This window comes from Pseudomonas sp. H3_D04, from assembly GCF_054669175.1.
This window is the reverse complement of sequence record NZ_CP162801.1, coordinates 2,725,980-2,745,407: the sequence shown is the minus strand read 5'-3', so window position 1 is coordinate 2,745,407 and position 19,428 is coordinate 2,725,980. Positions and strand designations below refer to the sequence as shown.

16 protein-coding genes and 1 pseudogene are annotated in these 19,428 nt (G+C 60.5%); 5 read left to right on the top strand and 12 right to left on the bottom strand.

Annotation, left to right across the window (positions count from 1 at the left end; genetic code table 11):
• Nucleotides 1–12 precede the first annotated feature (12 nt).
• The 4 genes from AB4N91_RS12725 to AB4N91_RS12710 all read left to right on the top strand — a co-directional run bounded on the left by AB4N91_RS12725 (nucleotide 13) and on the right by AB4N91_RS12710 (nucleotide 4,037).
• Nucleotides 13–774 (top strand): SDR family NAD(P)-dependent oxidoreductase, encoded by a 762-nt coding sequence (locus AB4N91_RS12725; RefSeq protein WP_460112516.1) that lies wholly within the window; start codon nucleotides 13–15, stop codon nucleotides 772–774.
• A gap of 12 nt (nucleotides 775–786) precedes the next feature.
• Nucleotides 787–1,980 (top strand): acetyl-CoA C-acyltransferase, encoded by a 1,194-nt coding sequence (locus AB4N91_RS12720; RefSeq protein WP_460112515.1) that lies wholly within the window; start codon nucleotides 787–789, stop codon nucleotides 1,978–1,980.
• 142 nt (nucleotides 1,981–2,122) lie between these two features.
• Nucleotides 2,123–3,250: an acyl-CoA dehydrogenase gene (locus AB4N91_RS12715; protein ID WP_077748382.1), complete on the top strand. Its 1,128-nt coding sequence runs from the start codon at nucleotides 2,123–2,125 to the stop codon at nucleotides 3,248–3,250.
• 13 nt (nucleotides 3,251–3,263) lie between these two features.
• Nucleotides 3,264–4,037 carry an enoyl-CoA hydratase gene (locus AB4N91_RS12710; RefSeq protein WP_077748383.1) on the top strand — a complete coding sequence of 258 codons (774 nt, stop codon included), beginning with the start codon at nucleotides 3,264–3,266 and terminating at the stop codon, nucleotides 4,035–4,037.
• 116 nt (nucleotides 4,038–4,153) lie between these two features.
• On the opposite strand, the gene AB4N91_RS12705 is transcribed toward AB4N91_RS12710, so the two are convergent.
• From AB4N91_RS12705 to argH, 11 genes and pseudogenes are all read right to left on the bottom strand, one after another.
• Nucleotides 4,154–5,305, bottom strand: coding sequence for an acyl-CoA dehydrogenase family protein (locus AB4N91_RS12705; protein ID WP_010460035.1), 1,152 nt, complete (start codon nucleotides 5,303–5,305; stop codon nucleotides 4,154–4,156).
• A 3-nt stretch (nucleotides 5,306–5,308) separates the two neighbouring features.
• The gene (locus tag AB4N91_RS12700; RefSeq protein WP_077748385.1) at nucleotides 5,309–6,415 is read right to left on the bottom strand and encodes an enoyl-CoA hydratase/isomerase family protein; all 1,107 of its coding nucleotides are present in this window, start codon (nucleotides 6,413–6,415) and stop codon (nucleotides 5,309–5,311) included.
• Nucleotides 6,416–6,633: 218 nt separating this feature from the next.
• Nucleotides 6,634–7,341, bottom strand: a complete 708-nt coding sequence (locus tag AB4N91_RS12695; protein WP_010460040.1) for an HPP family protein — start codon at nucleotides 7,339–7,341, stop codon at nucleotides 6,634–6,636.
• 159 nt (nucleotides 7,342–7,500) lie between these two features.
• Nucleotides 7,501–8,679: an MFS transporter gene (locus AB4N91_RS12690; protein ID WP_102593775.1), complete on the bottom strand. Its 1,179-nt coding sequence runs from the start codon at nucleotides 8,677–8,679 to the stop codon at nucleotides 7,501–7,503.
• 106 nt (nucleotides 8,680–8,785) lie between these two features.
• A pseudogene (locus tag AB4N91_RS12685) lies at nucleotides 8,786–10,166 on the bottom strand (MmgE/PrpD family protein).
• The gene (locus AB4N91_RS12680; protein WP_077748388.1) at nucleotides 10,163–11,050 is read right to left on the bottom strand and encodes a polysaccharide deacetylase family protein; all 888 of its coding nucleotides are present in this window, start codon (nucleotides 11,048–11,050) and stop codon (nucleotides 10,163–10,165) included. Before AB4N91_RS12680 ends, AB4N91_RS12685 begins: the two are co-directional and overlap by 4 nt.
• Nucleotides 11,043–11,891 carry a polysaccharide deacetylase family protein gene (locus AB4N91_RS12675; protein WP_154504595.1) on the bottom strand — a complete coding sequence of 283 codons (849 nt, stop codon included), beginning with the start codon at nucleotides 11,889–11,891 and terminating at the stop codon, nucleotides 11,043–11,045. Before AB4N91_RS12675 ends, AB4N91_RS12680 begins: the two co-directional genes overlap by 8 nt.
• Before the next feature lie 135 nt (nucleotides 11,892–12,026).
• Nucleotides 12,027–12,851 (bottom strand): ABC transporter substrate-binding protein, encoded by an 825-nt coding sequence (locus tag AB4N91_RS12670; protein WP_460112513.1) that lies wholly within the window; start codon nucleotides 12,849–12,851, stop codon nucleotides 12,027–12,029.
• 39 nt (nucleotides 12,852–12,890) lie between these two features.
• Nucleotides 12,891–13,655, bottom strand: coding sequence for an amino acid ABC transporter ATP-binding protein (locus AB4N91_RS12665; protein ID WP_010460050.1), 765 nt, complete (start codon nucleotides 13,653–13,655; stop codon nucleotides 12,891–12,893).
• A gap of 10 nt (nucleotides 13,656–13,665) precedes the next feature.
• Complete coding sequence (locus AB4N91_RS12660) at nucleotides 13,666–14,544, bottom strand: amino acid ABC transporter permease (protein WP_010460052.1); 879 nt, start codon at nucleotides 14,542–14,544, stop codon at nucleotides 13,666–13,668.
• Between the two features lie 153 nt (nucleotides 14,545–14,697).
• Nucleotides 14,698–16,125, bottom strand: coding sequence for an argininosuccinate lyase (gene argH / locus AB4N91_RS12655; RefSeq protein ID WP_460112512.1), 1,428 nt, complete (start codon nucleotides 16,123–16,125; stop codon nucleotides 14,698–14,700).
• Nucleotides 16,126–16,484: 359 nt separating this feature from the next.
• Between argH and AB4N91_RS12650 the strand changes: the two genes are divergently transcribed.
• On the top strand, nucleotides 16,485–17,450 hold the full coding sequence (locus AB4N91_RS12650) for a LysR family transcriptional regulator (RefSeq protein WP_083376808.1): 966 nt from the start codon (nucleotides 16,485–16,487) through the stop codon (nucleotides 17,448–17,450).
• Between the two features lie 386 nt (nucleotides 17,451–17,836).
• On the opposite strand, the gene AB4N91_RS12645 is transcribed toward AB4N91_RS12650, so the two are convergent.
• Complete coding sequence (locus AB4N91_RS12645) at nucleotides 17,837–19,402, bottom strand: ArnT family glycosyltransferase (RefSeq protein ID WP_460112663.1); 1,566 nt, start codon at nucleotides 19,400–19,402, stop codon at nucleotides 17,837–17,839.
• Between the last annotated feature and the right edge of the window lie 26 nt (nucleotides 19,403–19,428).

Sequence of the window (19,428 nt, the reverse complement as noted above, 5' to 3'; positions counted from 1 at the left end):
AAGGACACAATGATGCAGATCGAAAACAAGGTTTTTCTCGTCACCGGCGGTGCCTCGGGCCTCGGTGCGGCCACCGCTGAAATGCTGGTCGCGGCTGGCGCCAAAGTGATGCTGGTGGACATGAACGCCGAGGCGCTCGCGGCCCAGGCGCAACGTCTCGGCGCGCAAAGCGTAGTGGCCGACATCAGCGACGAAGCCGCTGCCGAAGCCGCTGTGCAGGCGACGGTGAAAGCCTTCGGCGGTCTCAACGGTCTGGTCAATTGCGCCGGCATCGTGCGTGGCGAGAAGATCCTCGGCAAGACTGGCCCGCACGCGCTGGCCAGTTTCAGCCAGGTGATCAACGTCAACCTGATCGGCAGCTTCAATATGCTGCGCCTGGCTTCGGCGGCCATCGCCGAAACCGAAGCGGATGCCGACGGCGAACGCGGCGTGATCATCAACACCGCCTCAGCCGCGGCTTACGATGGCCAGATTGGCCAGGCCGCTTATGCAGCGTCCAAAGGCGCGATCGTCAGCCTGACCTTGCCCGCCGCCCGTGAACTGGCGCGCTTCGGCATCCGCGTGATGACCATCGCCCCCGGCATTTTTGAAACCCCGATGATGGCCGGCATGACCCCGGAAGTCCGCGCGTCCCTGGCGGCTGGTGTGCCATTTCCGCCGCGCCTGGGCAAACCGGGCGAGTATGCCGCGCTGGTCAGGCATATCATTGAAAACAGCATGCTCAATGGCGAGGTGATCCGTCTCGACGGTGCCTTGCGCATGGCCGCTAAATAAGGAGGATTTGTCATGACTATTGCCAACGATCCCATCGTTATCGTCAGCGCCGTCCGCACCCCGATGGGCGGTTTCCAGGGCGAACTGAAAAGCCTGACCGCGCCGCAACTGGGGGCTGCCGCGATCCGCGCTGCCGTCGAACGCGCGGGTATCAAACCTGAATCCGTAGAAGAAGTGCTGTTTGGCTGCGTACTGCCCGCAGGCCTGGGTCAGGCACCGGCGCGGCAAGCTGCATTGGGCGCGGGGCTGGATAAATCGACCCGCTGCACCACCCTGAACAAGATGTGCGGCTCGGGCATGGAAGCAGCGATTCTGGCCCACGACATGCTCGTTGCCGGCAGCGCCGACGTGGTCGTCGCGGGCGGCATGGAAAGCATGTCCAACGCACCGTACCTGCTGGACCGCGCTCGCAGCGGTTACCGCATGGGCCATGGCCGCGTGCTCGATTCCATGTTTCTCGACGGTCTGGAAGACGCCTACGACAAGGGCCGCCTGATGGGCACCTTCGCCGAGGATTGCGCCGAAACCAACGGTTTCAGCCGCGAAGCCCAGGACGCGTTCGCCATTGCCTCGACCACCCGCGCGCAGCAGGCGATCAAGGACGGCAGCTTCAAGGACGAGATCGTGCCGATTACCGTGACTGTCGGAAAAGAGCAGGTGCTGATCAGCAACGACGAACAACCACCGAAAGCCAAGCTGGACAAGATCACTTCGCTGAAACCGGCATTCCGCGAAGGCGGCACGGTGACCGCGGCCAACTCCAGTTCGATTTCCGACGGTGCGGCGGCGCTGGTGCTGATGCGCCGGTCCGAAGCACAGAAACAAGGTCTGAAACCGCTGGCAGTGATTCACGGCCATTCTGCATTTGCCGATACCCCGGGCCTGTTCCCGGTGGCACCGGTGGGCGCGATCAAGAAGCTGCTGAAGAAAACCGGTTGGTCCGTGGACGACGTCGAGCTGTTCGAAGTCAACGAAGCATTCGCGGTGGTCAGTCTGGTGACCATGACCAAACTGGAAATCCCCCACGAGAAGATCAACGTGCACGGCGGCGCCTGCGCCCTGGGCCACCCGATTGGTGCGTCTGGCGCGCGGATTCTCGTGACCTTGCTCTCGGCCCTGCGCCAGAAAGGCCTGAAACGCGGCGTTGCAGCGATCTGCATCGGCGGCGGTGAAGCCACGGCCATGGCTGTGGAATGCCTTTACTAAGGTTGACGCAATTCCCACTGTAGGAGCGAGCCTGCTCGAGAATGCGGTGTGTCATTCAACGTTAATGTCGACTGACACGGCTCTTCGCGAGCAGGCTCGCTCCTACAGGTTCTGCGTCAGGCTCAATTTTTAAGGATTCACCATGATTCCCGATGACGACCAACAACAGATCCGCGACATGGCCCGACAATTCGCCCAGGAACGGCTGAAACCGTTTGCCGCCGAGTGGGACCGCGAACACCGCTTCCCCAAGGAAGCCATCGGTGAGATGGCCGAACTGGGCTTCTTCGGCATGCTGGTGCCGGAGCAGTGGGGCGGTTGCGACACCGGTTACCTGGCCTACGCCATGGCTTTGGAAGAAATCGCCGCCGGTGACGGCGCCTGCTCGACGATCATGAGCGTGCACAACTCCGTGGGTTGCGTACCTATCCTCAAGTACGGCAACGATGATCAGAAAGAACGCTTCCTCAAGCCACTGGCCAGCGGCGCGATGCTCGGCGCCTTTGCCCTGACCGAACCGCAGGCCGGTTCCGACGCCAGCGGCCTGAAAACCCGTGCGCGCCTGGAAGGCGATCACTACGTGCTCAACGGCTGCAAGCAGTTCATCACGTCCGGGCAGAACGCCGGGGTGGTGATCGTGTTTGCCGTGACCGACCCGAGTGCCGGCAAGCGCGGCATCACGGCGCTGATCGTGCCGACTGATTCGCCGGGCTACAAAGTCGCCCGGGTTGAAGACAAACTCGGCCAGCACGCCTCCGACACCTGCCAGATTCTCTTCGAAGACGTCAAAGTGCCGGTGGCCAACCGGTTAGGTGAGGAGGGCGAAGGTTACCGGATCGCCCTGGCCAACCTTGAAGGCGGCCGTGTCGGTATCGCCTCGCAATCGGTGGGCATGGCCCGCGCCGCGTTTGAAGCGGCCCGCGATTACGCCCGTGAGCGTGAGAGTTTCGGCAAGCCGATCATCGAACATCAAGCCGTAGCCTTCCGCTTGGCAGACATGGCGACGCAAATCGCCGTCGCCCGGCAGATGGTGCATTACGCCGCTGCATTGAGGGACAGCGGTCAACCGGCCCTGGTCGAAGCGTCCATGGCCAAGCTGTTCGCCTCGGAAATGGCCGAGAAGGTCTGCTCCTCGGCGTTGCAAACCCTCGGTGGTTACGGTTACCTGAACGACTTCCCGCTGGAGCGGATCTACCGCGACGTGCGGGTTTGCCAGATCTACGAAGGCACCAGCGATATTCAGCGCATGGTTATTTCGCGCAATCTTTAAGAAGGAGTCCATTGTGAGTTACGAAACGATTTTGCTGGAAACCCACGGTCGTGTAGGCCTGATCACCCTCAACCGTCCGCAGGCGCTGAACGCGTTGAATGCGCAGATCGTCAGCGAACTGAACCACGCCCTCGATGGCCTGGAAGCTGATTCGAACATCGGCTGCATCGTGCTGACCGGCTCGAAAAAAGCCTTCGCCGCCGGCGCCGACATCAAGGAAATGGCCGAGCTGACCTACCCGCAGATCTATCTGGACGATCTGTTCAGCGACAGCGATCGCGTGGCCAACCGCCGCAAGCCGATCATTGCAGCGGTCAACGGTTTCGCCCTGGGCGGTGGCTGTGAACTGGCGCTGATGTGCGATTTCATCCTTGCCGGCGACAATGCGAAATTCGGCCAGCCGGAAATCAACCTCGGCGTGCTGCCGGGTATGGGCGGCACCCAGCGCCTGACCCGCGCCGTGGGCAAGGCCAAGGCCATGGAAATGTGCCTGAGCGGACGTTTGATTGATGCGGTAGAAGCCGAGCGTTGCGGGATCGTCGCGCGGATCGTGCCGGCGGATGAACTGCTGGAAGAAGCGCTGAAAGTCGCCGCGTTGATCGCCAAGAAGTCGTTGCCGATCGCGATGATGATCAAGGAAAGCGTCAACCGCGCGTTTGAAGTGAGCCTGTCGGAAGGCGTGCGCTTTGAGCGCCGGGTGTTCCATGCGGCGTTTGCGACGCAGGATCAGAAGGAAGGGATGGCGGCGTTCATTGCCAAGCGTGAGGCGCAGTTCCAGGGTAAGTGATGTAGCGACCTCACCGACGCCTTCGCGGGCAAGCCTCGCTCCTACTGGGTTACGGGTCGTTCATGCGAACACCGATAACCTGTAGGAGCGAGGCTTGCCCGCGAAGCTTTCAAGCTTCACACCAGATAGTTTTTCAACTCCCGGGCAATCACCATCCGCTGTATCTCGCTCGACCCTTCATAAATCTGCGTAATCCGCGCATCCCGGTAATAGCGCTCCACCGGGTAATCTTCCAGATACCCGTACCCGCCATGAATCTGCATCGCAGACGAGCAGACTTTCTCGGCCATTTCCGACGCAAACAGCTTGGCCTGCGAAGCCTCGGACAGGCACGGTTTGCCGGCACTGCGCAGCCGAGCCGCATGCAGGATCAGCAAGCGCGCCGCGTTTAGCCGGGTGTGCATGTCAGCGAGCATATTCGCGATGCTCTGGTGCTCGATGATCGGTTTGTCGAACTGCACCCGATCCCGCGAATACGCCAGTGCGGCTTCGAACGCTGCCCGGGCAATGCCCAGCGCCTGGGCAGCGATGCCGATGCGGCCGCCTTCGAGGTTGGACAGGGCGATGGCCAGCCCTTTACCGCGATCACCCAGCAGATTGGCTTCGGGAATCGTGCAGTTGCTCAAAGTCACCGCGCAGGTGTCGGAGGCGCGAATGCCCATTTTGTGTTCGGTGCGGTCGACGATGAAACCGGCGGTATCGGTCGGCACCAGGAACGCCGAGATGCCGCGCTTGCCCAGGTCCGGATCGGTCACGGCAAACACAATCGCCAGTTTTGCCCGCTTGCCATTGCTGACGAATTGCTTGGCGCCGTTGATCACCCATTGGCCGTCGCGCAGTTCAGCGCGGGTGCGCAGGTTGTGCGCTTCGGAGCCGGCTTGCGGCTCGGTCAGGCAGAAGCAGCCGATCGCCTGGCCGCTGGCCAGATCCGGCAACCAGGTTTGTTTCTGTTCTTCGGTGCCGTAGTTGAGCACCGGGCCGCAGCCCACGGAATTGTGGATGCTCATCAATGCGCCCGTGGCGCCGTCGCCGGCCGAAATCTCTTCTACCGCCAGGGCGTAGGCGACGTAGTCGACATAGGTGCCGCCCCATTCTTCCGGCACCACCATGCCCAGCAGGCCCAGTTCACCCATCTTCGCCACCAGACCGTCATCGATCCAGCCGGCCTTTTCCCAGGCTTGCGCATGGGGCGCGATTTCGCCGCGGGCAAAGTCCCGGGCCATGTCGCGGATCATGACTTGCTCTTCGCTCAATTCGATATCGTGCATGGCTCAGTTCCCGCTCTGGTCAAAACCGCTGAAGAAACTCGCGACGTGCTCGGCGTCCAGCGCCTGCAAGGTTGGCGGATTCCAGCGTGGTTGCTTGTCTTTATCGATCAGCAAGGCGCGCACGCCTTCGATCAGGTCGCCGCGCGCGAACCACTGACGGTCCAGGTGCAGCTCAAGGGCAAAACAGTCTTCGAGGCTCAAGTGCCGACCACGGCGCAGCATTTCCAGGGTCACGCCCATCGCCAGCGGCGAACGGCTCTCCAGCAGGTCGGCGGTGGTCATGGCCCATTCATGGCTGTCGGCGACCGTCACTTCACGCAGTTGCTCAACAATACTCGGCACATCGGGCAGGGCGAAGAAGTGATCGATGGCCGGGCGCAGCGCTTCCAATGGCGCATCGGGCAGTTGTTGCACCGCGAGTTTCGCCAGCAGGCCTTGCAGGTCCTTGAGCGGCGTGTCGCGCCATTCGAGCTGGTCGAGTTGCTCGTCGAGGGCGCCGAGTTTTTCGCTTTCCAGAAACCAGTCTGCCAAGCCGCAATAGAGCGCATCGGCTGCGCGGATCTGCACGCCGCTGACGCCCAGATAAATCCCCAGCTCACCGGGAATCCGTGGCAAGAAATGACTGCCACCGACGTCCGGGAAATAACCGATGGCCACTTCCGGCATCGCCAGACGGCTTTTCTCGGTAACCACCCGCAAGTCAGCGCCTTGCACCAGGCCCATACCGCCGCCGAGGACAAAACCGTCCATCAGGGCCAGCACCGGTTTGCAGTAGTGATGAATGGCGAGGTCGAGGGCGTATTCCTCGACGAAGAAGTCTTCGTGCAACGTGTCGCCGCTTTTGAAACTGTCATACAGCGAGCGAATATCGCCGCCGGCACAGAAGGCTTTCTCGCCGGCACCGCGCAAGACCACCGCGTGAACCTGCGGATCCTGCGCCCAGGCGTCGAGCTGGCGCTGCAGGTGGCGGACCATGTTCAGGGTAATGGCGTTGAGACCGGCGGGGCGATTGAGGATCAGGTGACCGATGTGGTTGCGGACCTCGGCCAGCACTTCGTTTTGCGTGGCATCCATGAACGAAGTCTCTTTCGATGAAACCTGAGCAGTCATCACTAACTCCCTGCTTTTATTGTTCTTTATAGAGAAGCTCGCGCGCGAGCGATCCCGGATCGTACCAGTGCAAATTTATGATGTACAACCGGGATATATGCAGGTGCTTTCTGCATATTTGCATGGGCCTGTGAGAGCGAGCCTGCTCGCGAAGGCGTTGTGTAATTCAACATTGAGGTTGAAGGGCAGGGCGTCTTCGCGAGCAGGGAGGTGTGCCGTCAGGAACTATGACGCAGCACTTCACTAATACTGCGACGTTTGGCGTGTAACTCACTGATATGAATCAGTTGTTCCAGGTCTTCCGGGGTGACATCGAAGAACGCCTCCATGTCCGCCAATGCCAGTTTCAAGTCCTGGGCGGTGATGGCCTGGCTGTCGATCGGCGGATGATCCGCCGGCACCATGGGCACCGGTTCGGCGGCGCGCTTGGGGTAGCGAATGCGCGTCAGGTTGTTATAGGCCAGCGCGCAGAGCAGCATGGTCGATGCGGCGAGCATGACCGCGCCGAGGGCTTTCCAGTCCAGTGCGATGGTTGCCGGATCGGCCAGCACCAACAGCAACGCCAGCGCTCCGGCCGGTGGGTGCAGGCAACGCAACCAGCACATCAGGATCAGCGCCATGCCCGCCGCCAGGCAGGCGCTGCCAAGGGTTCGGCCGAGAACATGTGCGACCAGCAGCGCAACGACGCCGGCACTCAAGTATCCGCCCAGAATCGACCATGGCTGGGCGAGGGCGCCGGAGGACACCGCGAACAGCAACACCGCCGATGCGCCCAACGGCCCGATCAAATGTTGCGCCACTTCCATGCCGAACACTTGGGCGCACAGCCAGACGCTGAACAGCGTGCCCAGGGACATGCCAATGGCAGCACGGCTCCATTCGGAAGGACGGGTGTTGATGGCGGCAGGTAACCAGCGAGCGAGCATGAGGCAAACGATCCGTTGGTAAAAATCCAGGAAAAAAAAGGCTTAACTGGGAAACCCAGAAAGCCCTTGAAGGTGTTCCAACTATTGGGGGAGGAACGGGGCACAGTGTGCCGTTCATTCCCGATGCTGACAAATTCATATTAATGCAGTTTGAGTGCATTATTTTTGCTGTAACGCGACTCGGCGACCGCTCATGAAACACAGGAACCCGCCCATGGCCGTCAGCGCACTCAATGCGTAAAACATGGTGGGCGCCGGTGTGTGCATCAGCAGGAAACCACAAATCACAGGGCTCAGGGCTCCGCCGAGGGCCGCGAGGTTTTGTGCGCCGTAGTAACTGCCGCGCAGTTCTTCCGGGGCCAGGGTGTCGACGAAGAGAAATTCGGCGGGGTAAATGATCATTTCGCCGAGGGTGAAGATGAACATCGCCACGCACCAGCTCACCAGGCTGTCGGCCAGACTGAAGCCGATCAGCCCGACGATAAACAGACTGGTGCCGCCGGCGATCCAGTAACGCAGCTGTTCGCGCTTGAGGAATCGGCCGATCTGGTATTGCAGCAGGATCACGCTGATGGCGTTGCAGGCGAGCAGGGCGGCCATGGTTTCCAGTGCGCGCTTGGAATCATGGGTCACCAGCAGGTATTGCGACAGGTACAGGGTGAATCGACCGTGGACCACGGTGCTGAGCAGGCAACCGCAGGTGAACATGATCAGTGTGCGGTCGTTCTTCAGAGTAATCAGCGTCTTGAGAAAACTTTGGGGTTGGCCGATCGGGGGTGTCTGCGACGAGTCCCTGGGGATGCCGATCATCAGGAAAATGCTGAAGAACGCGATGCCGCCGGCTATCAGGAACGGCGCAATCGGGTACACCCCGGCAATCACCACGCCGAGCATCGGGCCGGTGGCGTAGCCGATGTTGGTCAGGGTGTAGCGCAGGGAAAACGCCTTGGCGCGTTGGCCAATCGGCAGGTTTTCGCTGAGGATCGCCTTCGAGCCGATCAGGAACAACGCCGAGGCGGTTTCGGTGATGACCAGGGTGGCGGTGGTCAGGTAGAGGTTTTCGGCGAAGGTCAGCAGGACGAAGCCGATGGCGCTGGAGAGCATCGCCAGAATCAGCAGCCGACGTTTTTCGAGGCGGTCGATGATGTAGCCGCCATAGAGCGCGAGCAGGGTGGCGATAAATACCGCGATGCCCAACAGCAAACCGACGTCCTGCTGGTTGAGGCCGAGCTTGTTGCTCAGGAACAAGGTGAGCAGCGGGCTGGTGATGGCGCGGCTGACGACGATGGTCAGCGAAACGATCATCAACCGGCGGATTACGAGCGAGTAAGTGGCCACGGTGGGGCAAATGTCCTTATTTAGGTTGTGTAGTGTTCGTCGTGGAGCCGCGTCGCCTTCATTCGCGGGCAAGCCTCGCTCCTACAGGTTGTTGGTGTCCGCATGATCAACGCAGGACCTGTAGGAGCGAGGCTTGCCCGCGAAGAGGCCCGCACAGGCAGAACACCGATTCCAACGTGTCCAACCGCCACAATTGCTCAAGCAATTCCCCAGCCTGCTCCTGGGGCATCACCCGCCCGGCCAGGCTGAAAAACTTCTCCTCCAGCGCCGCATCACTCAACGGATTCCCCGGCGCGCCCAATGGCGGGTCGATACAAAGATTTGCCTGCCGACCGTCCACCGTCCGCACGCGGATGACGGGCTCGCCATCCTCTGACAGTTGCGGATCCACTTCAAGACGAATGCGCGCCATCCAGTGAGCAATCCGAGGGTCGCCCCGTTGTGCCTCGTCATAGGCTTCCAGCCGGCAATGACCATGAACCAGCCGGGCGGCGAGGGCATAGGGCAAACTCATCTGTGCTGCCGCGAGCGTGCTGACATCCTGTCCACCGCACATGTCCTGAAGAAACCCGCACAACGAGACTTCGATGTCTTCAATCTGATCGGCGCCGACTTGCAGTTGATCTATTAACAACCCCAACGCATCGATTGCCGAATGAGTCCCCCGGCACGCGGCGTAGGGCTTGATCGAGCAGCGGGCGAGCTTCCCACACGACGCCCAGATCCGCATCGAGCGCGGTCGGATCTGAGGCCACGCCGGCCAGGGTTCTGAGAAAACCGCCCCAGACATCCTCGAACAACTTTTTCGGTCCGCTGATGCCTTGTTGAGCAAACCGCGCCGCCAGCAATCCACCTTCGGCCGCTCGACCGCTGTGCAGCTTTTTACTCTGCGAGCCGTCGTGGATGAAGGCCCACAGCCCACCGCTGAAACTGCCAGCGATGCCCAGTGCCGACACGGTTTGCGCGGCGTCCAGTCCAAGGATCCGCGCGCTCGCCGCTGCGGCGCCGAACACCCCGCAGGTCGCGGTCGAATGCCAGCCCGCGCCGTTGTGCGCCGAATAGCCGCCGCAGGCTTCGAGCACGCGACGGCTGACGTCGTAGCCAATCACCACGGCGGTAATCAACTCGCGGCCGTTGACCGGTTCGGTCTTCATCGACACCGCAGCCATCACCGCCGGCAGCACCACCGCGCCGGAGTGGTCGCAGCCCCCGGTGTCGTCCAGTTCCAGGGCGTGGGCGGCGATGCCATTAAGGATCGCGGCCTGAGCGGCGCCCATGCGCAGATCAGTGCCCCAGACCAGGGTGTCACCGGCTTCACTTGCGAATACCTGACGCGCCTGTTTCGCCACTTCGCTGTCAGCCCCGGCCAATGTCACGCCGAAGGTGTCGAGGATGTGCCGTTTGGCTTGCGCCACCAGGGCCGGTGGCAAATCTTCAAAGCGCGTGTCGACGCAAAACTGCGCGAGTCGCTGCATGCGTTCAGTCATACGAGGTAATCCCGGTAATGCCGCTCATACACCGATGCCGGATGATCCTCGGTCACGGGGACTGCCGAATCGGCCCACCATTGCGCGACCTCGCCGGCCGTGGCGATCCACACGTCATCGTGCTGCTGCATGCCCTCAAGCAATTCACGCAACACGCCAATTCGCCCCGGCGTGGCAATGATTTCCGGGTGCAGGCGCAGCACGTAACACAGGCCAAACCGGCGAAACCCGGCGAAGTCCATTTGCAGGTTGCCCAGGGTGTGGCTGTAAGAGGCGATTCGCGATTGTGCCGGCGGCACCGCCGGGCTGAGGTTGAAGGCGAAATAGGGCTCGTCTTCCAGTTCGTAGTGCAACGGCAGCTCGATCACTTCGGGGGCGGTGGGGTGAGCGAACGGCAAATCATCGCCGCGCCACGACGAAGACCAGCGAATGCCTTGGTTCCTCAGCGCCTCGATGAAGCCCGGCGCACCGTTACCGGCCGGGATGCGAAACCCGCTCGGACGCTGGCCGGTCAGTGCCGCGAGCGCTTCGCAACCCTTGGCAATCTCGGCGCTTTGTCCGGCCAGATCGAGCAGGTCGTAGTTCTGGTGGCGATAGCCGGCGCAGGCGATCTCATGCCCGCCGGCCTGAATTGCCCGTAGGTGTTGCGGGTTTTCCTCGGCAACGATACCCGGGATGCACCAACTGCTTTTTACCCCGAGTTCGGCGAACAAACCGAGCAAACGCTCGACGCCGCGCTGGGTGCCGTAACGCCAGACCGACAGCGTCTTGTCGCGGCCGGCGACTTCAGGTGCCTGGGTCAGGATGCCGTGGATGTCGTTGTAGTCGACGGTCAGGACCACGGCGCAGCGGTATCCTTTGGGCCAGACGGTGGAATCAGCCATGGTGATGCTCCTTGAGCCACCACTGGGCGACATCGCGGCAGGTGGCAAACCACACGTCGTCGCGCTGACGCATGTGTTCGAAGAGTTTTTCCAACAGCAGGATGCGCCCCGGCTTGCCGGTGATCTTGGGGTGGAACAGGGTGGTCAGGCACAGCCCTTCATTCATCGCGCCGTCGTACTCGCGGCACCAGTTGTCGAGGGTCAGTGCGTAGCTGGCGGTGCGGTCCAGCCCCGAGGGGAAGTCCGGCGCCCGGGTGTAGGCGAGGGAGGCGTAGTCGTCCATTTCCCAGCGGCCGGGGATTTCCACCAGCGGGGTTTCATGGCCCGGCACTTTCACCAGGTACGGGCGGTCATCGCCGCGCATGCTGCTGGAGTAAGTCACGCCGGCTTCCACCAGCATCGCCGGGGTCTCGGCTCGCCAGTCTCCGGAGGGGGTGCGGAAACCTTCGGCGCGGATGTTCAGGTGTTTCCAGAACACCTCGCGGGATTTGTTCATCACGTCCTTTTGCTGTTCCAGCGCCAGGGCGTAAAAGGATTCGTGTTTGTAGCCGTGGTACGCCACCTCATGCCCGCGCTCGATAATCGCCTGGCACTGTTTCGGCCAGTTTTCCACGACCCAGGCCGGGACGAAAAAGGTCGTCGGGATCCGGTATTCGTCGAGCAAATCCAGAATCCGCGGCAAGGCCCGGTAAGGACCATAACCGCCAAAACCGAAGTACTCGGGCTTGCGCCAGATCGAACCGTTGAGCATCGCATCGCCTGTCGGACCATCGAGGTCGAAGGCCAGGGCGAGGCAGGCTTTGTGCGGGTCGGGCCAGGTGGGTTGGGGGGAGGAGGACATCGTGGCGCTCCATTTTATCTATAAGTAAAACGCAGTTCCTGTAGGAGCGAAGCTTGCTCGCGAAAAGGCCGGTACATTCAACATCTCTGCCAAACACCGCCTTCGCGGGCAAGCCTCGCGCCTACAGGGCAAGCATTACTTGCCGGCGTTGATGGTCACGGTCTTGATCGCGCCCAGTTCCAGGTCCCATTTCTTGAGAATCGCCTGATAGCTGCCGTCATCGACCATGCTCTGCAACGCGACCTTCACCGCTTCACTCAACTCAGGCTTTTTCTTGCTCACGCCAAGGCCGGTGAACTGCTGGGAGATTGGCAGGCCCACGGTCTTGTACATGTCCTTTTCCTGGGTCTTGAGATACGGCAGGGTTTCGCTACCCTGCATGGCCGCATCGATACGGCTCTGACGCAATTGCGCGCGGGCATCGGCCGAGCCTTCAGTGCCGACCACCACGATGGCCGGTTTGCCGGCGCCTTCGCAGTGGGCCTTGCTGTATTCAGCAATTTCCGCCGGGAAGGTGGTACGACGGCTGGTGCCGACTTTCTTGCCGCACAGGTCGGTGATCTCGTTGAAGTCCTTGTTCTTCTGCAAGGTGTAGAACTGCGGGCCGCTGGTGAAGTAGTCGACAAAGGTCACGCTGGCCTGGCGTTCAGCGGTGTCGGTCATGCCCGACATCACCATGTCCACGCGGTCGGTGGTCAGGGCATTGATCATTTGCTCGAAGCCGGTTTCCTGCCACTTGATCTTCACGCCCAGACGTTCGGCCAGGGCATTGCCCAGGTCAACGTCGAGACCGGTGAGGGTGTTGGTGGCCGGGTCCTTGAAATCCATCGGCGGGTAGTTCGGCATGATCGCCACAATGACCTCGCCTTTTTCCTTGATGCCGGCCGGAAGCTCAGCGGCGAAGGTGAAGCCGCAAGCCATAACACCTGCGAGTACTGTCGGGATAACTATTTTCTTCATGGTCGTTCTCTTATGAGTGTTGTGAGCGCCAAACGGCGCTTAGGTTCGAACGGCAGAAATGAAGCTTTGGGTGCGCGGGTTTTGCGGACTTATTAGTATTTCTTCGGGGCTTCCAGCCTCCACGATCTGCCCGCCGTCCATGAACACCATGCGGTTGGCAACCTCACGGGCAAAGCCCAGTTCATGGGTGACGACGATCATGGTCATGCCGGTTTGCGCGAGGTCACGCATCACCGACAGCACCTCACCGACCAGTTCCGGGTCGAGTGCCGAAGTGGGTTCATCGAACAGCATCAGCTTGGGACGCATGGCCAGGGCACGGGCAATGGCGACGCGTTGCTGCTGACCACCCGAGAGTTCGATCGGGTAGCTGTTACGCTTGTCGGCCAGGCCGACGCGAGCGAGCAATTCCACGGCTTCTTCGTGCGCCTCTTTGGGCGAACGCTTGAGCACCTGGCACGGCCCTTCGATGATGTTTTGCAGCACAGTCATGTGCGGGAACAGGTTGAAACGCTGGAACACCATGCCGGTGGACAGGCGTTGACGGGCGATCTGCGACTCATTGAGCTCGTGCAATTTGTTGCCGACGACCCGGTAACCCACCAGTTCGCCGTCGACCCACAGGCCGCCCTTGTCGATCTTTTCCAGCTGGTTGACGCAACGCAGCAAGGTACTTTTGCCGGAGCCGGACGGGCCAATGATGCACAGAACTTCGCCTTGCTCGACTTCGATGTTGACATCCTTGAGCGCGTGGAACTGGTCGTAATATTTGTTCAGGCTCACGGCCTTGACGATGCTTCTCATGTGGGGCTCCTCAAGAACGCTTGCCGGCGCCGCGAGCGAAACGACGCTCCAGACGGCTTTGACCGAAGGACAGCACGGTGACGGTGGCCAGGTACCAGATACCGGCGACGATCAGCAGCTCCATTACGCGGGCGTTGGCGTAGTAGATGTTCTGGGCGTTGTAGAGCAGCTCCGAGTACTGGATGACGCTCGCCAGGGAGGTCATTTTCACCATGCCGATGAACTCGTTGCCCACCGGCGGAATGATCACCCGCATGGCTTGCGGCAGGATGATCCGGCGCAGGGCTTGCAGGCGTGGCATGCCGATCGACTTGGCGGCTTCGTACTGCCCGGTGTCCACCGACAGCAAACCGGCACGCACCACTTCAGCGGTGTAGGCGCCCTGGTTGATGCTCAAGCCGAGCAGGGCGGCCACGAACGGGGTCATCAGAGTCACGGTGTCCATTTCGAACACGCCGGGAATGCCGATGGTGGGAAAGATCAGCGCCAGGTTGAACCACAACAGCAGTTGCAGGATCAGCGGCGTACCGCGAAACAGCCAGGTGTAGGTCACCGCGACATAACGCAGGATCGGATTGGCCGACATGCGCATGATCGCCGTGATCACCCCGAAGACGATGCCCAGGGCCATCGCCAGCACCGCCATGACGATGGTGTTGAGCAAACCCCACATGATCGCTTGCGAGGTAAGGAACTGGCCGATGTACGACCATTCGATCTTGCCTTCGGCGAAGGCGCGTACCAGCCCGAGAATCGCAATGACGATGACGGTGGCGAAGAAAATCCGCCCGTAATAACGCCGGGGCACGTGGTGGTATTGGGTAATGTCGAACTGGTTTTCCGCCAGTTTTCGCTCCCGCTGGAGTCGTTCTGCCTGAGTCTGGCTCATGTTGTTTCTCCGTACACTGTTCTTTCAGATCAACCAAAATCCCCTGTAGGAGCGAAGCTTGCTCGCGAAAGCGGTGTGACATTCAACATTGAGGTCGACTGACATGACCTCTTCGCGAGCAAGCTTCGCTCCTACGGATTTTTGCGTGCTGCTTCAGAGGCGGAAACCCTGATAGTTCTCGGTCCATTGCTGCTGCGCCGCGAGGGCGGTTTTCAGACGGCCGATCTGCTCGCGCACCTGTTGCGGCGCCGTGCCACCCCAGCCACTGCGGGCGGCGATGGCTGCTTCGAGGGTCAGACTCTCGCGCACTTCCGCGGTCAGGCGTGGATCAATCTCGGCCAGCAGCGCCGGCGATGCTTCCCACAATTCAATGTCGTGTTTCTCACAGGCCTGGACCAGCGCGCCGGTGATTTCATGCGCTTCCTTGAACGGTACGCCGCGCATGGCCAGCCAGTCGGCGACTTCGGTGGCCAGGGTGAAACCGAGCGGTGCCTGGCGACGCAGCTCTTCGACGTTGACCTTCATGGTTGCGACCATCCCGGCCATGGCTGGCAACACCAGCAGCAGCGTGTCGACGCTGTCGAGCACGCCGTTCTTGTCTTCGCTCAAGTCGCGGTTGTATGACAGCGGCAGGGATTTCAACGTCGACAACAACCCGGTGAGGTTGCCGATCAGGCGGCCAGCCTTGCCCCGGGCCAGTTCGGCAATGTCCGGGTTCTTCTTCTGCGGCATGATCGAACTGCCGGTGGCGTAGGCATCGTCCAGCGCGACCCAGCGAAATTGCCGCGACGACCACAGGCAAAACTCTTCGGCGAGGCGGGAAATGTTGATCCCGAGCATGCTGGCGATAAACAGAAACTCGGCGACGTGATCGCGGCTGGCCACGGCGTCAATGGAGTTTTCGCAGACGCCGCTGTAGCCCATTTCCTTGGCCGACTGCTGCGGCAGGCGCGCGATGGCGGAACCGGCCATGGCTGCCGCGCCGAGTGGCGACAGCGAGGTGCGATTGTCCCAGTCCACCAGGCGTTGCACGTCACGCAGCATCGATTGAGCGTGAGCCAGCAAGTGGTGAGCGAAGACGATCGGTTGCGCTTGCTGCAAGTGAGTGAAGCCTGGACAGATGCTCTCGATGTGTTGCTCGGCCTGATCCACAAGCGCTTGCTGCAAGGCCAGTATTTCGACGGCCAGGGTGCGCACGTGATCCCGCAGGAACAGGCGCAGGTCGTTGGCGGTCTGGTCGTTACGGGACCGCCCGGCGCGCAGTTTGCCACCGAGGGCGCCGAGGCGTTCGGTCAGCAGGCGTTCGATAAAGGTGTGGACGTCTTCGTCGTCCAGGGTCGGCGCGATGCTGCCGGCACGGAAGTCATCACCGATGCGCGTCAGAGCGTCGAGCATGGTCAGGGTTTCCTGCTCGCTCAACAGCCCGGCGCGCTGCAATTCACGGGCATGCGCCTTGGAACCGGCGAGGTCATACGGGGTAAGGCGAAAGTAGCGTTCGGGGCAACGGGACAACGCCGCCAGGGCTTCGGACGGGCCGCTTTTGAAGCGGGCACCCCAGAGACGGTCGGTGGATTGAGACATTGTTGTTTTCCTCGTCGTAGCCGGAAGTTAGTCATTAGTTTGGTGTGATGCCGAAGAGCTTCGCGGGCAAGCCTCGCTCCTACAGATCGGTATGCCGGACCTGGAACCCGTGCCGGGATCGTTAAAAAATCAACCGGGCGTGGTCAGGCCAAAGCAGTTTCAATAGGGGCAGTTATATCGTTGCGAGAGCTGATCGAAGTGTCAGCTTTTAATAGTTCGAAATCAGTGAGTTGGCACTGAAGTACGGGGATTATTAGCGGTTGCCAAGCCTGGTTTTCTGTGTTCATTATTATTTACCAGCACTATTTTTGTTGTTGGACACAGAGTGTTGAATAGGGCGCCAGAGGTAAATAAGCATTATGGAAACCCCACTTTCCAATTCCGGAAACCCGCCACCGAAAACGTCGCATCGGGCGCCGCTGGCCCTCAGTGGCCTGGATTTCAAACTGCTAAAAGTGTTCAAGGCCGTGGTCGAGGCCGGAGGCTTCAGTGCCGCCCAGAACGAGCTGAATGTGGGGCTGGCAGCCATCAGCAAACAGATTTCCGACCTTGAAATCCGCATCGGCATGCGCCTGTGCACCCGAGGCCGGGAAGGCTTTCACCTGACCGAAGAAGGCAGTCTGGTGTACCAGGCATCCATCGACTTGTTTGCCTCGGTCGACAACTTTCGTGATCGGCTTAGTTCGGCGCAGAATGAACTTGTCGGTGACCTTGGGGTGGGTGTTATTGACAATACAATCTCCGACGATAATTCACCGTTAGTGGCCGCGCTTAGAAGAATCAATGAAGAGTCACCTAAAGTAAGGTTCCAACTTCAGTCATCGCAACTGGATGAAGTCGAAAGAGGCGTCGTAGAGGGGCGGTTAGTGGCGGGCATCGTTCCTGTTTATCAGAAGCGTGAAGAGTTCGATTACTACGCGCTGTATGAAGAGCGCTCGGAGGTTTACTGCGCGCTCGGTCATCCGCTGTTCTCGATGCCGGACGCCGAAATCGGCAGCCACGTGCTCAAGGATTACGAGTTCATCAACCATCGCTACGCGATTCATCGCGACAAACTCAATTTCGTCCACTACGACAGTTTTTCAGCCTCGGCGACTCAGGTGGAAGCCGTGGCATTGCTGATCAAGACCGGGCGTTTCCTGGGCTTTTTGCCGCAGCATTACGCCGCATCGATGGCGGCTCAGGGGCAATTTCGCGCGGTGCGCCCGGACCTGATCAGCATCGTCACGCCGTTCAATCTGATCCTGCGCCACAACACCGTGCGCAGCCCGCTGGTCAAGGCGTTTGCGCAGGCATTGGGTGTGGATCTGAAGGCACCGGTTTGAAAGTCAGACACATCTGATACGCAACACAGGGATTATTTCAGGCTGCGCATCGTCATCTGTTTTGATCAATCTGATTTGTTTTTTACAGTACCTTCTCAAGTTTTTTTGGGAAGGCGATCAAAAGATAAATTGATAAACCGATATAACAAGTCCCGCCCCTTATTCTGCGAATAATAGAATCAATATCTGCAAAGTCAGTAATCACGGAAAAAACAATCATGGTGTGGAAGCCAGCGCAAGAAATGATCAACAAGTAAATTCTTGCGAAAAATATTCTTCTTTTAAACTTGGCGGTGGCCAGCCACCGAACGCTCGATGGCGGGGAGGGCGGCGTCGGTGGAGTGGGCGGCGGGCAATGACATTGATCCGTGCACTTAGCAGCAGCCTCACGGGCTCGGCATCTGCGAAGGCAGGTTGAGGTGCAGCAAGACGTAATCATCTTTGTCGAATCGGCCGCTTAACACCGGCGGCACGGCTGCGAACGGCGTGCCTTGCAAGGCCCGATAGTCACGCGCGTCCATCATCAACCACGCCGGCAGTTGAAGCTGTTCCAGCTCCTGAATCGACTCGGTGAACACCGGTTGCAAGTCCTCATCGATATTGACCATGAACTTGATCGCCTTCGCGTCTTTACCCATGCCATGCAATACCAGCGGCGCCGGATCGTTTTGCACGAGCGCAAAGGCCGCGCGGCTGAACGTCTGGGTGTCGTAGAGCCGGCGTTCGACCGGTTCGAACACCAGAATGTAGACCGACCACAACGCCAGAACCGCGCAAAACGCCAAGGTCTGTGCCCGCCATCGGGGCCTGAAAAGCGTGGCCAGTGCGATCACTTGCAGCGCGGCGAGGATGATCAGCATCGAAGTGATCGAGGTCAGTTGCTCGGGAAACCGTCGATGGGCGTACAGCAACACGCCGATCAATACGCAGGGCGTCAACAACCACACTCCTTGCATCAAACCGCGCAACCAAACGAAAACCTGTCCCCGCGCCACCTGGAACGGGTACGCGGCAATGATCGCGGCCATGGGCAACATCGGCAGCAGGTAGCGGGCCTTTTTTGCTTGGGGAATCGACAGTCCGACCATCACAATCAACGCCGCCGCCGTGCAGTACTGCAACAGGCGCAGCGCCGGACCTGACTGGCGCTGATGGGGCAGCCAGACCGCCGCCAACACCAGCAGCGCCAACGGATACGCCAGCGCATAGTTGCCCAGCGATCCGGTGAAGTAATACAGCGAACCGCTCACGCCTTCACTGCCGTCCATTCGCCCCAGAAACTGCATGCGCACGACATCCTGCATGAACAGGGGACCGCCACGGCTTTCGGCCAGCCATAACAACATGCCGACGCTTGCGGCCAGCAGCACCGCCGCCGTCAGGCCGAAGCCGAACAGCCGCTGCCATTGGCGATTGAGCAGCCAATAACTGCACAGCATGCCAGTCGGGACCACCAGCCCGATCGGGCCACGAACCGCAAAGCCCAGAAGCAACAGGGCGAAAATCAGCAGCCAGCGCCGGGGTGCCGAAAAGTGGTCCGCGGCATAACCCAGATAGAACACTGCAAAGGCGATCGCCGCGAGCATCAGGTCCTGGGACACCGCTCGGACTTCGGTGACGAAGGTGTTGGTCATCAACATCAACGCGATGCTCAGCAGCGCCCAACGTGGGGAGTAGGGCGCCAGCAAGCGGTACATCAGCGTAACGATTACCGCCCCGGCAATTGCGCTTGGTAACCAGGCACTGAGGCTGTTGACCTGTCCGAAGGGCAACGACAGGACCCAGATGAACAGGGTCGAAAGCGCCGAGTAATCGGCGTAGGGCTGGCCATAGGTGGTCGGAAAAACCGACGGCCCATGGCGCAGCATTTCCTGGGCAAACAGCACAAAACGCGAATCGAAACCGATGGCGGCCTGCTGATAAACCCCGGCGCTGAACAGCCCCAGCGCCATCAGCCCCAGCCACAAGGACTGCCGGC